Consider the following 12,644-nt stretch of genomic DNA (forward strand, 5'->3'; position numbering starts at 1 on the left):
GCCCCAGCGCGGCTCGGCGCACCCCGTCCGGCATGGGCGGGTTACTTTGCGCAACAAGAAAGGCACCCGCTCAGGTGCCTTTTTTCATGTGTAGGCACGCACTTGCAAGGCACGAGCTAAAGTCGAGGGGATGAGCGCGGTCGTCCAACCCAAGCCAGAGCATCCGTCCAGGGGTCGCAGCCCCTCGCCGGCCGCGCTCAATGCTGCGGCCGCGAGCTTCGCCGCGCTCACTGCCAACCTGGACTACCTGGGGCCCGACGACACCGAACTGGTCCGCCGGGCGTACCGCTTCGCGGACGAGGCTCATCTGGGGCAGCTGCGCAACAGCGGCGAGCCCTACATCACCCACCCGATCGCCGTGGCGGCCCAGTGCGCCGAGTGGAAGCTCGACGCGCAAGCCCTGATGGCCGCCCTGCTGCACGACGCCATCGAAGACTGCGGCGTGACCAAGGTCGAGCTGATCGAGCGCTTCGGCGCACCGGTGGCCGAGCTGGTGGACGGGCTGACCAAGCTCGACAAGCTGCAGTTCAACACGCGCGAGGAAAGCCAGGCCGAATCCTTCCGCAAGATGCTGCTGGCCATGGCGCGCGACGTGCGCGTCATCCTCATCAAGCTGGCCGACCGCACCCACAACATGCGCACGCTGGACGACGTGCCGCGCGAGAAATGGGGCCGGATCTCGTCCGAGACGCTGGAAATCTACGCCCCGATCGCGCACCGCCTGGGGCTCAACCAGACCTATCGGGAGTTGCAGGAGCTGTCGTTCCAGCATTTGCTGCCCTGGCGCCACCGTGTCCTGTCGAAGGCCGTGGCCAAGGCCCGAGGCCGGCGCCGCGACCTGATCCACAAGGTGCAGCGCGAGGTGGAGTCGGCCTTCGAGACCGCCGGCATCGACGTGCGCATCGCGGGGCGGGAAAAGACGCTCTACTCCATCTATCGCAAGATGCAGGACAAGCACCTGAGCTTTGCCCAGGTGACCGACATCTACGGCTTCCGGCTCATCCTGCCGACGGTGATCAACTGCTACACCGGCCTTGGCATCCTGCACCAGATGTACAAGCCCCTGCCGGGCAAGTTCAAGGATCACATCGCCATTGCCAAGGCCAACGGCTACCAGTCGCTGCACACCACGCTGGTCGGCCCGTCGGGCGTCAACGTCGAGTTCCAGCTGCGGACCGAGGCCATGCACATCGTGGCCGAGTCCGGCGTGGCGGCACACTGGCTCTACAAGACCGTCGACCCGGCGCCGGGCAACGACCGCCTGGGCACCAAGTGGCTGCAGTCGCTGCTCGACATCCAGGACGAGACCCGCGACGCCGCCGAGTTCTGGGACCACGTCAAGGTCGACCTGTTCCCCGACGCGGTCTACGTGTTCACGCCCAAGAGCCAGATCCTCGCGCTGCCGCGCGGCGCCACGGTCATCGACTTCGCCTACGCCATCCACTCCAACGTGGGCGACCAGACCTCCGGCGCGCGCATCAACGGCGACCAGGTGCCGCTGCGCACCGAGCTCAAGAACGGCGATGTGGTCGAGGTCATCACCTCTCCCAACGCTTCGCCCAACCCGGCCTGGCTCGGGTTCGTGCGCACGGGCCGGGCGCGCTCGAAGATCCGCCACTACCTCAAGACGCTGGCGCAGGCCGAGTCCGAGCAGCTCGGCGAGCGGCTGCTGGCGCAGGCGCTGCGCGCCGAAGGCCTGCGCAACGCGCCGGAGAACGACGAGGCGCACCAGGCCATGTGGGACAAGCTGCTGCGCTTTACCGGCAACCGCAGCCGCGCCGAACTGCTCACCGATCTCGGCCTGGGCCGTCGCATCGCCACCATCGTGGCCAAGCGGCTGATGGCGCTGCTGGCAGAGACCGGCGAGAAGCCCGACGCCCTCATGCTCAGCCGCGAGCGCTTCACCGCGCACGAGACCGTGTCGCAGGGCGCCGTCATGCTCGACGGCAGCGAGAATTCATCGGTACGCTTCGCCCAGTGCTGCCGCCCGGTGCCGGGCGACGAGATCGTGGGCTACCTGGGGCATGGCGAAGGCCTGGTGGTCCACACCGCCGACTGCGGCGTGGGCCAGCGGCTGCGCCACCGCGACAGCGAACGGTTCTTCGCCGTCGAATGGGCCGACGAGCCGGTGCGCACCTTCGAGACCGGCGTGCTCGTCACCGCGCGCAACGACAAGGGCGTGCTGGCCCGCGTGGCGGCCTCGCTGTCGACGGCGGAGGCGGACATCACCCACGTGGAGATGTCCGAGGAAGCGCCGCAGGACTCCACCGACCTGCGTTTCGTCATCGCCGTGCGCGACCGCACCCACCTGGACGCCGTCATGCGCGCGGTGCGCCGCACCCCGTCGGTGCTGAGCGCCAAGCGCATCGTGCCGGCACCGTGAGCCGTCCTGCCGCGGCCGGCCTCAGCCGGCGGCAGGCGGCGGGTAGTCGACCGCCAGCACCTCTATCTCCTGGGTTCCGGCCGGCGTGACCAGCTTGACCAGGTCGCCCACGCGCGCCTTGAGGAGCGCCCGGGCAATCGGCGATATCCAGCTCACCTCGCCCTTGCTACTCTCGGCCTCGTCGATGCCGAGGATGGTGATGGTGCGCTCTTCCCCCTGTTCGTCCGCGTAGGTGACGGTGGCGCCGAAGAACACCTGGTCGCGGCCATGGTGCACCGACGGGTCGGTTACCTCGGCGATCTCCAGGCGCTTGGTCAGGAACCGGATGCGCCGGTCGATCTCGCGCAGGCGCTTCTTGCCGTACAGGTAGTCGCCGTTCTCGGACCGGTCGCCGTTCTTGGCCGCCCAATGCACCGCCTCGACCACTTTCGGCCGTTCCTCGTCCATCAGCGTGAGCAGTTCGGCGCGCAGGCGCGCATAGCCCGCCGGGGTCATGTAGTTGCGCGCACCGGCCGGGACAACGGGTGCGCCGGCGCCGTCGTCCGCGTCGTCGTCGTCAGAGTCGCTTTCGCGGGTGAATGCCTTGTTCATCGATGGCGTGGCGGACTGCCGCCTGCGCTTGTTCCGGGGAAGCAGCCAATGATAGGCGCGCGGCCGCCGAGGCGTTGGCTTGCATGGCCTGCAGGAACCCCTCCAGGACGGCATTGGCCGGCCCCTCGCGCCAGACGCAGCGCGCCTCGGAGCGCGACGCCACCGACTCGAGCGGCCGAAATACCGCGCCGCGCAGCAGCGCGCGCCGCATCGCGTCGGGCACCAGCGCCACACCCATGCCCTGCGACACCAGCGAGACCACCGACAGCCAGTGCCGCACCTCGTGACGCAGCTCGGGCCTGAAACCCGCGTCGGCACAGATGGCAAGGATGCGCTCGTAGTAGTCCGGCGAGACGCTGCGCGCGAACAGCACGAACGGCTCGCCCCGCAATTGCGCCGGCGCGATGCTGCGGCGCCGCGCCAGCCGGTGCTCGGCGGGCAGGCAGGCGACGAAAGGCTCGGAAAGCAGCAGCGCGTGGCGCAACCCGGCCGGCACGCGATGCGTGTGGACGAATCCGACGTCGAGCTGGTCGTGCAACAGCTGCCCCAGCTGCTCGGCGGAATTGAGCTCGGACAGTGTCACCCGCACCGCCGGATGCTGCGCCTGGAACCTGCGCAGCGCCTGCGGCAGCCCGCGGTAGAGCATCGCCCCGACAAAGCCCACCCGCAGGCGGCCGGCCAGCCCCTGCGATATGTCGCGCGCCTCCAGCGCTGCCTCTTCCGCCTGGCGCAGGAGCCGCCGCGCCGACTGCTGCAGCGCCTGGCCCGCCGGCGTCAGCCGCACAGCCTTGCTGTTGCGCTCGAACAGCTGCGCGCCCACGGATTCTTCCAGCTGGCGGATCGCCACGCTCAACGGCGGCTGAGAAATGGCCAGGCGGGCGGCCGCCCGGCCGAAGTGCAGTTCCTCGGACAGGACGACGAAGTAGCGCAGGTGGCGAAGTTCCATGGCCGTCAGTCTGAGCGATAGCCAGATCAAAACAAACAAGAGGTATTTGATATTGGACGCGAATTGTTGAGGCTGCGAGGATCGGCCGCAAGAAAAGGAGACACGCATGCCCAGCACCACCAGCGTCCATGACGCCTGCGCCGCAGCCGGCGATGCCCACCCCGTGCCCGACCGCCATGGCCAGAACCTCTATACCGGCGACCTGGAGTTCCAGAAGCTGCTTGCGCTGTATCTGCCGGCCGACCTGCTGCGGCACCTTCAGCCGCACCTGGAGCGCCTGGGCAGCCTTGCGGGCGGACCGCTGGACGACCTGGCCAACGTCGCCGACCACCATCCGCCGGAGCTCGAGCACCGCACCCGCACCGGCATCGACGCGCAGCGCATCGTCAAGCACCCGGCCTACGTCGAGATGGAACGGCTGGCCTTTGCCGAATTCGGCCTGGCCGCCATGTCGCACCGCGAAGAGACGCTCGGGTGGACAGGCCGCATGCCGCCCATCGTCAAATACGCACTGACCTACCTTTTCGTGCAGGCGGAGTTCGGCTTGTGCTGCCCGGTCTCGATGACCGACTCGCTCACGCGCACGCTGAAGAAGTTCGGCAGCCCGGAGCTGACCCAGCGCTTTCTGCCGCGGCTGTTGTCCACCGATTTCGACGAACTGGCGCAAGGCGCCATGTTCATGACCGAGCAGGCGGCCGGCTCGGACATTGCTAACACGCAGACCCGCGCCTGGCGTGACGACGCGGGGCAGTGGCGGCTGGCGGGCGACAAGTGGTTCTGCTCCAACCCCGACGCCGACTTCGCCATGGTGCTGGCCCGCCCGGACGACGCGCCGGCCGGCATGAAGGGCGTGTCGCTGTTCCTGCTGCCGCGCCGTCTGGACGACGGCAGCCCCAACCACTACCGGATCGTGCGCCTGAAGGACAAGCTGGGCACCCGTTCGATGGCCAGCGGCGAGATCCGGCTCGACGGCGCCGTCGCCCACCTGGTGGGCGAGCCCGGCCGCGGCTTCGTGCAGATGGCCGACATGGTCAACAACTCGCGCCTGTCCAATGGTGTGCGGGCAGCCGGCCTGATGCGCCGGGCCGTCGCCGAGGCCGAATTCATCGCCACCGAGCGCCGCGCCTTCGGCAAGCGCCTGGCGGACATGCCGCTCATGCAGCGCCAGCTCGACAAGCTGCGCCTGCCTGCCGAGCAGGCGCGCACCATGGTGTTCCAGACCGCGATGGCGCTGGCCCGATCCGATGCGGGTGAGCCGGGCGCCTACGCGCTGCTGCGCATCCTCACGCCGCTCATCAAGTTCCGCGCCTGCCGGGACGCCCGCAAGGTCACCGGCGACGCCATGGAAGTGCGCGGCGGCTGCGGCTACATCGAGGAATGGAGCGACCCGCGCCTGCTGCGCGACGCGCACCTGGGCTCGATCTGGGAAGGCACCAGCAACATCGTGGCACTCGACGTCATCCGCGCCATCCGGCGCGAGGACTCGCTGGCCGCGCTGCAGAAGCATTTCGGCACCCTGCTCGACGAGGCGCAGGTGCGCGCCGCCTTTGCCGCGGCGTTGCGCGACGCCCTGGCCCGCGCCTGCGCATTGGCAGACCAGGTTGCCAAGGACGCGAACGGCGGCGGCGACGTGCTGGCCCGCCAGGCCGCTTCCGCCCTCTACCACTGCTGCAGCGCGATCGCCATGGCGTGGGAAGCGGGCCGGACCGGATCGGCAGAGCGGCTGCGCTTCGCGCAAGGCGTGCTGCTGCACCGCGTGATGCCGCGCGACCCGCTCCAGCCCGAGGCAACGCCGGCCGGCTGGAACTGAACCCGCAGGCACAAGACCGGCCTGCCCCCTGATCCCGAAAAACGACACGACTGGAGACAACCTACATGCGACTCATCACCCGATTGATCCTCGCCAGCGCCGCTGCGCTGCCGCTGCTGCCCCTGGCCCATGCCGACGCCTTTCCGGACAAGCCGGTATCGCTGGTGGTGCCCTTCCCGCCGGGCGGGCCGACAGACGCCATGGCGCGCACCCTCGCGGCCGAACTGAAGGACACGCTCGGCCAGCCGGTGATCGTGGAGAACCGCGCCGGCGCCGGCGGCAACATCGGCGCCGAATACGTTGCCCGCTCCGCGCCGGACGGCCAGACGCTGCTGTTCGGCACCTCGGGCCCGCTGGCCATCAACGCCAGCCTGTACCGCAAGATCAACTACGACCCGAGCACCAGCTTCACGCCGGTGATCCAGGTCGGCCACCTGCCCAACATCCTGGTGGTGAACCCCGCCGTACCGGCCAAGGACGTCAAGGAGCTGGTCGCCTACGCCAAGTCGCATCCCGGCAAACTGAGCTACGCATCCTCCGGCAATGGAGCCTCGTCGCACCTGGCCGGCGTGATGTTCGGCACCGTGGCCGGCGTCGACATCCTGCACATTCCGTACAAGGGCACCGGCCCAGCCCTGAACGACCTGCTCGGCGGCCAGGTCAGCATGAGCTTCACCGACGTGCTGACCGCCATGCCGTACGTCAAGGCCGGCAAGCTGCGCGCCCTGGGCGTGACGACTGCCGCCCGTTCCCACGCGCTTCCCGACGTACCCACCGTCGCCGAACAGGGCTACCCGGGCTTCGACGTGAGCGTGTTCTTCGGCATCGTGGCGCCCGCGGGCACGCCGGCCGACCGCGTTGCCAAGCTCAACAAGGCATTCGCCGACGTGCTCGCCTCACCCAAGGTCAAGGCCTTGTTCGATGCACAGGGGCTCGAGCCGCCGCCGGCCACTACGCCAGGCCAACTGGCCAAATTCATCGCGCAGCAGAAGGCCATGTGGGCGGACGTCGTCAGGCAGTCCGGCGCACACCTGGACTGAGCGGCATCACCGGCAAGACACGCAGGCAGGCAAGACCATGACATCCGCACTTTCCGCCGGCGCCCTTGCCGGCATCCGCGTCCTCGATCTTTCGCGCGTGCTCGGCGGCCCGTACTGCGGCCAGATCCTGGGCGACCACGGCGCCGACGTGCTCAAGATCGAGCCGCCGCAAGGCGACGACACGCGTGCCTGGGGCCCGCCCTTCGCCAAGGACGGCGTGGCTTCCTATTACATGGGGCTCAACCGCAACAAGCGCGTCCAGCACCTGGACCTTGCCAGCGAGGAAGGCCGCGCCGCACTGATGGCCCTGCTGCCCGAGGCGGACGTGCTGGTCGAGAACTTCAAGACCGGCACCATGGAGCGCTGGGGCATCGGCTACGAGACGCTGTCGCAGCGCTATCCGCGGCTGGTGTGGTGCCGCGTCTCGGGCTTCGGCGCCGACGGCCCGCTCGGCGCCCTGCCCGGCTACGACGCGGCAGTGCAGGCGATGACCGGCATCATGAGCATCAACGGCGAGGCCGACGCCGGCCCGTTGCGCGTCGGGCTACCGGTGGTCGACATGGTCACCGGCCTGAACGCCACCCTCGGCGTGCTGCTGGCGCTGCAGGAACGCACGCGCAGCGGTCGCGGGCAACTGGTGGAGGCCGCGTTGTACGACAGCGGCCTGTCACTCCTGCATCCCCATGCGGCCAACTGGTTCACGGACGGCAAGGTGCCGCAGCGCACCGGCAACGCGCACCCGAACATCTACCCGTACGACGCCTTGCGCACAGGCAGCGACCCGATCTTCCTGGCCGTGGGCAATGACCGCCAATTCGCCAGCTTCTGCCAATGCGTCGGCGTGCCAGAGCTGGCGCAGGACGCACGTTTTGCGGAAGCGCGCTCGCGGTCGGTCAATCGCGCCGCACTCAAGCAGGCGCTCGAGGACGTGCTGCAAGCCTTTGACGGGCGCACGCTGGTCGACACGCTCATGGCGCAGGGCGTGCCGGCCGCACCGGTGCTGCCGGTCGACGCGGCGCTGTCGCATCCGCACACGGCGCACCGCGGCATGGTGGTGGAAATGGCAGACGGCTATCGCGGCATTGCCTCGCCCATCAAGCTGGCACGCACGCCGGCGAGCTACCGCCACGCGCCGCTGACGCCGGGCGCGCAGTTCGAGCCGCTGGACTGACGCAGCGCGCGGCGCCGCTCATCAGCGCCGCCAGCCAGCACATACCCGGTATCACGAAGACAAGGCCGCCCGACGGGGCAGGCCTTGCAGCTTCGTCCATCGAACAGGCAAAAGAAAAGGGACTGCCTCTCGGCAGTCCCTCAAAGGTTTTGGTGCGGCTGGCAGGAATTGAACCCACGACCCCTTGGTTCGTAGCCAAGTACTCTATCCAACTGAGCTACAGCCGCCAAAGACATAGAGTATAGCACGAAGATTTCGGCTCTTTCAACGTGGCCTCATGAACTTTCTTTCGCCGCCACGCAGGCACCTCATGGTCAGCGTCGCCACGACGCATCAGTGGCCGCCGCGACCCCGAAAACGAAAACCAATTTCCTCATAAGCGTTACTTAGTTCCTAGGTGCCCTCCCAGGCCATGGATAGATTCGCCTCCACGTGCAGGAAATTTCTTAGGACTTATTCGGGAAGAAGAATCAACATGCCGCGACTCATCATCTTGACCAAAGGCAGCCGCATCCGCCAGGTAACCGTCAGCGGGCGCCTCACCACCATCGGCCGCAGCGACGGCAACTCGCTGGTGATCGAGGGCGACCGCGTCAGCCGCCAGCATGCCGTCATCGACTGGGATGGCGACAACTACGCCGTCATCGACGCCGGCAGTCGCAACGGGACGTTCGTGAACATGCAGAAGGTCTCGCGGCAGACGCTTCGCAACGGCGACACGATCACCATCGGCGACTGCGAGATCCGCTTCCTGTTCGACACCCGCCCGCTGAGCGACGTCGACGCCCTGCGCCTGGTGACCATTCCCGGCAGGCTGGTCGACCTGGATGCCTTGAAGCCGCCGCCGGCCAAGCGCCACGCGTTCGCCTGAGTCGGAACAAAACAACGCGGCGGCCGGTGGGCCGCCGCGCTGGTCAAGGAATGGGGTGCTGGTAGGCCGTGCTGGGCTTGAACCAGCGACCAACGGATTATGAGTCCGCTGCTCTAACCAACTGAGCTAACGGCCCGAGCGGCGGCCATTCTACTTTCGGTGGCTGAGCGCATTGCTCACCAGGCGCGACGTGATGTCGACGATCTGGATCATCCGCTCGTACGGCATGCGCGTCGGGCCGATCACGCCCAGGGTGCCGACCACCTGGCCGTCCACCTCGTACGGCGCGCTGACGACCGACAGCTCCTCGTACGGCACGACCTTGCTCTCGCCGCCAATGTAGATGCGCACGCCCTCGGCCCGGCTGGAGACGTCGAGCAACCGCATGAGCTGCGCCTTCTGCTCGAATAGGTCGAAGGCGCGGCGAAGCTGGTCCAGGTCGCCGGAGAAATCGCTCACCGACAGCAGGTTGCGTTCGCCCGAGACCACCACCTCGTCTTCCTCGCTCAGCACCTCGCTGCCGACCTGCACGGCCGCTTTCATGAGCACCGCGATCTCGCCGCGCAGCGTCTCGATCTCCGACTGCAGGCGCTCGCGCATCTGCTCGATCGACAGGCCTGAATAATGGCTGTTGAGGAAGTTGGATGCCTCGACCAGCTGCGACTGGTTGAAATCCACCTCCGGGAAGATCACCCGGTTTTGCACGTCGCCGTCGGGCGAGACCAGGATGACCAGCAGCCGCCGCTCCGACAAGCGCAGGAACTCGATGTGCCGGAAGGTGGCCGCGCGCCGTGGCGCCATGACCACGCCGACGAACTGCGACAGGTTCGACAGCAGGCTGGCGGCGTTGGCGATCACCCTCTGCGGCTGGTCGGCCGCCAGCGTGGGCGCCGGTGCCGCGAGTTCGTCACGCTGAGCGGTCAGCATGGTGTCGACGAAAAGGCGGTAGCCGCGCGCGGTGGGAATGCGGCCGGCGGATGTGTGCGGGCTGGCGATCAGGCCGTGCTCTTCCAGGTCCGCCATGACGTTGCGGATCGTGGCGGGGGACAGTTCCAGGCCGGGTACCCGCGACAATGTGCGCGAGCCTATCGGCTGGCCGTCAGCGATATAGCGCTCCACCAGGGACTTGAGCAAGAGGCGTGCGCGATCATCCAGCATGGTTGCTCCATTTTAGTGATGTAATTTCTTGTATGACCCCGCGCTTTCGGCATGTCGCACTCATCGGCAAATACCAGGCCCAGGACGGTGCGCGCGCGTCCGGCGGCGCTCCGCCGGACCAGGTGCTTGACGGCATCGGCCGTTTCCTTCGCGCCCAGGGCTGCGCGGTGTCCATCCAGAAATGCGCGCTGGACGGCTGCGACGACGCAGGCTATCGCCAGCTCACGCTGGAAGAGATCGGCCGCGAATGCGACCTGGTCCTGGTGGTCGGGGGCGACGGCACCATGCTGGGCATCGGCCGCCTGCTGGCGCCGTACGGCGTGCCGCTGATCGGCATCAACCGCGGCCGGCTGGGCTTCATCACCGACATTCCGCTCGACGGCTATCCCGAGACGCTGGCGCCGATGCTCAACGGCGAATACGAGGAAGAGCAGCGCAGCCTCATGCTCGCGCAGGTGATGCGCGACGGCCAGCTGGTGTTCGAGGCGTTGGCCATGAACGACGTGGTGGTCAATCGCGGCGCCACTTCCGGCATGGTGGAGCTGCGCGTGTCGGTGGGCCGGCATTTCGTCGCCAACCAGCGTGCCGACGGGCTGATCATCGCGTCCTCCACCGGCTCCACGGCCTACGCGATGTCCGCCGGCGGACCCATCCTGCATCCGGCGGTGTCGGGCCGCGTGATGGTGCCGATCGCGCCGCACACCCTGTCCAACCGCCCGATCCTGCTACCGGACGACGAGGAAATCACCATCGAACTGGTCGCCGGGCGCGACGCCAGCGCCAATTTCGACATGCAGTCCCTGGCCACGCTGGCCCACGGCGACCGCATCATCGTGCAGCGTTCCGGCCTGAGCGTGCGTTTTCTGCACCCCAAGGGCTGGAGCTATTTCGACACGCTGCGCAAGAAACTGCATTGGAACGAGGGAGGCTCCTGACTTGGCCCTGCGACGGATGACGCTGCGCGACTTCGTGATCGTGCGCACACTTGACATCGACCTGTCCGACGGCTTCAGCGTCCTCACCGGCGAGACCGGTGCCGGCAAGTCGATCCTGATCGACGCGCTGCAGCTCGCGCTCGGCAGCCGGGCCGACCCCGGCGCCGTGCGCGAAGGCGCGCAGCGCCTGGACGTCAGCGCCGAGTTCGATGCCGACCCGGCACTCGCGCCGTGGCTCGAGGAAGGCGGGTTCGACGGCGCCGCCGGCGAGACCGAGAACCTGCTGCTGCGTCGCACGGTCGACACGCAGGGGCGCAGCCGCGGCTGGATCAACGGCGCTCCGGCCACGGCGGCCCAGTTGCGCGAACTGGGCGACCGCCTGCTGGACATCCACGGCCAGCACGCCTGGCAGAGCCTGACGCGGCCCGATTCGGTACGCCACCTGCTAGACGCCTACGCCGGCGCGCGCCAGGACAAGCTCGAAGGCCCGTGGCAGGCCTGGCGCCAGGCCATCGCCGCTCTCGAATCCGCCCGGCAGGCGCAGGACACGCTGCAACGCGAGCGCGAGCGACTGCAGTGGCAGATCGGCGAACTGGCCAAGCTCGCGCCGGCGGAGGATGAATGGGACGAACTCTCGTCCAGCCACGCGCGCATCTCCAACGCCCAGTCGCTGATCGAGGCGGCCGAAGGCGCGCGCCAGGCGCTGGAGGACGACGAGCAAGGCGCGCTGTCGGCGCTGCACCGGGCCGTCGGCCTGCTGCAGGCGAGCGAGCATATCGAGCCCGAGTTCAAGGCCCTGGCCGAGGTGCTCGCCTCCAGCGTGGCACAGGCATCCGACGCGGCGCACAGCCTGAGCAGCTACCTGCGCCATGCCGACACCGACCCCCAGCGCCTGGCCGAGCTCGACGCCCGCATGGGCCAGTGGATGTCGCTGGCGCGCCGCTACCGCCGCACGCCCGCGGAATTGCCGGCGCTGCTGGCCGGCTGGCAGGACGAACTCAAGGCGCTCGACGCCGCCGCCGACCTGGCCACGCTCGAGCGGACCGAACAGGCGGCGCGCGAGGCCTACATGAAGGAAGCACGCGCCCTTTCCAGGACGCGGCAGGCGGCGGCGCCCAAGCTGGCCGACGCCATCACGCAGGCGATGCAGGGACTGGGCATGAAAGGCGGCCGCTTCGAAGTCAGCCTCGCACCGCTGCCCCAGCCCGGCCGGGCCGGCCTGGAGGACGTCGGCTTTCTCGTGGCCGGGCACGCCGGCAGCACGCCGCGCCCCATCGGCAAGGTGGCATCGGGCGGGGAGCTGTCGCGTATCGCGCTGGCCATTGCCGTCACCACCAGCCGGCTCGGCCAGGCCCGCACCCTGATCTTCGACGAGGTCGATTCGGGCGTCGGCGGTGCCGTGGCCGAGACCGTCGGGCGCCTGATGCAGCAGCTGGGCCGCGACCGACAGGTGCTCGCCGTCACCCATCTGCCGCAGGTGGCTGCCTGCGCCGATCATCACCTCTACGTCGCCAAGCGCGACACCGCGCCCGAAGCCGGCACCCGGAAACCACGCGGGGAACCCCGAACCGAAAGCAGTGTCAACATCCTGCAAGGCGATGCACGCGACCAGGAAATCGCCCGCATGCTGGGCGGCGAGCGCGTCTCGGCCACCACCTTGGCGCATGCACGCGAAATGCTGGGCAGAAAGCCCACCGAGCCCGCGCGCGCCGCCTGACCGGCCCGCGCCCGAAAGACCT

Annotated in this window: 10 protein-coding genes and 2 tRNA genes; 7 read left to right on the plus strand and 5 right to left on the minus strand. The window is 68.6% G+C overall.

The annotated features are described in order from the left end of the window. Positions 1–130 precede the first annotated feature (130 nt). Complete coding sequence (locus VES41_RS01635) at positions 131–2,383, plus strand: bifunctional (p)ppGpp synthetase/guanosine-3',5'-bis(diphosphate) 3'-pyrophosphohydrolase (protein ID WP_324812131.1); 2,253 nt, start codon at positions 131–133, stop codon at positions 2,381–2,383. Between the two features lie 21 nt (positions 2,384–2,404). On the opposite strand, the gene greB is transcribed toward VES41_RS01635, so the two are convergent. Both greB and VES41_RS01645 read right to left on the minus strand, forming a co-directional pair. After that, positions 2,405–2,974 carry a transcription elongation factor GreB gene (greB, locus tag VES41_RS01640; RefSeq protein ID WP_324812134.1) on the minus strand — a complete coding sequence of 190 codons (570 nt, stop codon included), beginning with the start codon at positions 2,972–2,974 and terminating at the stop codon, positions 2,405–2,407. After that, the gene (locus VES41_RS01645; protein ID WP_324812136.1) at positions 2,940–3,920 is read right to left on the minus strand and encodes a LysR family transcriptional regulator; all 981 of its coding nucleotides are present in this window, start codon (positions 3,918–3,920) and stop codon (positions 2,940–2,942) included. Before VES41_RS01645 ends, greB begins: the two co-directional genes overlap by 35 nt. 106 nt (positions 3,921–4,026) lie before the next feature. Between VES41_RS01645 and VES41_RS01650 the strand changes: the two genes are divergently transcribed. The 3 genes from VES41_RS01650 to VES41_RS01660 all read left to right on the plus strand — a co-directional run bounded on the left by VES41_RS01650 (position 4,027) and on the right by VES41_RS01660 (position 7,941). Continuing rightward, complete coding sequence (locus VES41_RS01650) at positions 4,027–5,730, plus strand: acyl-CoA dehydrogenase family protein (protein ID WP_324812138.1); 1,704 nt, start codon at positions 4,027–4,029, stop codon at positions 5,728–5,730. Positions 5,731–5,795: 65 nt separating this feature from the next. Further along, a complete protein-coding gene (locus VES41_RS01655; RefSeq protein WP_324812140.1) occupies positions 5,796–6,770 on the plus strand; it encodes a tripartite tricarboxylate transporter substrate binding protein in 975 nt (324 codons plus the stop codon). A gap of 37 nt (positions 6,771–6,807) precedes the next feature. Continuing rightward, positions 6,808–7,941: a CoA transferase gene (locus VES41_RS01660; RefSeq protein WP_324812143.1), complete on the plus strand. Its 1,134-nt coding sequence runs from the start codon at positions 6,808–6,810 to the stop codon at positions 7,939–7,941. Between the two features lie 150 nt (positions 7,942–8,091). Here the strand turns inward: VES41_RS01660 and VES41_RS01665 are convergent. Next, positions 8,092–8,168: transfer RNA gene (locus VES41_RS01665), tRNA-Arg, on the minus strand. A 248-nt stretch (positions 8,169–8,416) separates the two neighbouring features. On the opposite strand from VES41_RS01665, the gene VES41_RS01670 reads away from it, so the two are divergent. After that, positions 8,417–8,812: an FHA domain-containing protein gene (locus tag VES41_RS01670; protein WP_324812145.1), complete on the plus strand. Its 396-nt coding sequence runs from the start codon at positions 8,417–8,419 to the stop codon at positions 8,810–8,812. Positions 8,813–8,871: 59 nt separating this feature from the next. On the opposite strand, the gene VES41_RS01675 is transcribed toward VES41_RS01670, so the two are convergent. Both VES41_RS01675 and hrcA read right to left on the minus strand, forming a co-directional pair. Beyond that, positions 8,872–8,948: transfer RNA gene (locus tag VES41_RS01675), tRNA-Ile, on the minus strand. Positions 8,949–8,962: 14 nt separating this feature from the next. Then, positions 8,963–9,970, minus strand: a complete 1,008-nt coding sequence (gene hrcA, locus VES41_RS01680) for a heat-inducible transcriptional repressor HrcA (RefSeq protein WP_324812147.1) — start codon at positions 9,968–9,970, stop codon at positions 8,963–8,965. Between the two features lie 32 nt (positions 9,971–10,002). Here hrcA and VES41_RS01685 point away from each other — a divergent pair, with 32 nt between their 5' ends. Both VES41_RS01685 and recN read left to right on the plus strand, forming a co-directional pair. Further along, the gene (locus VES41_RS01685) at positions 10,003–10,905 is read left to right on the plus strand and encodes an NAD kinase (protein WP_324812148.1); all 903 of its coding nucleotides are present in this window, start codon (positions 10,003–10,005) and stop codon (positions 10,903–10,905) included. A gap of 1 nt (position 10,906) precedes the next feature. Then, entirely contained in the window at positions 10,907–12,622 is a 1,716-nt protein-coding gene (recN, locus tag VES41_RS01690) for a DNA repair protein RecN (RefSeq protein ID WP_324812151.1), read from the plus strand. The last annotated feature ends 22 nt before the right edge of the window (positions 12,623–12,644 follow it).

The organism is Variovorax sp., from assembly GCF_035634955.1.
GTDB lineage: Bacteria > Pseudomonadota > Gammaproteobacteria > Burkholderiales > Burkholderiaceae_C > Variovorax.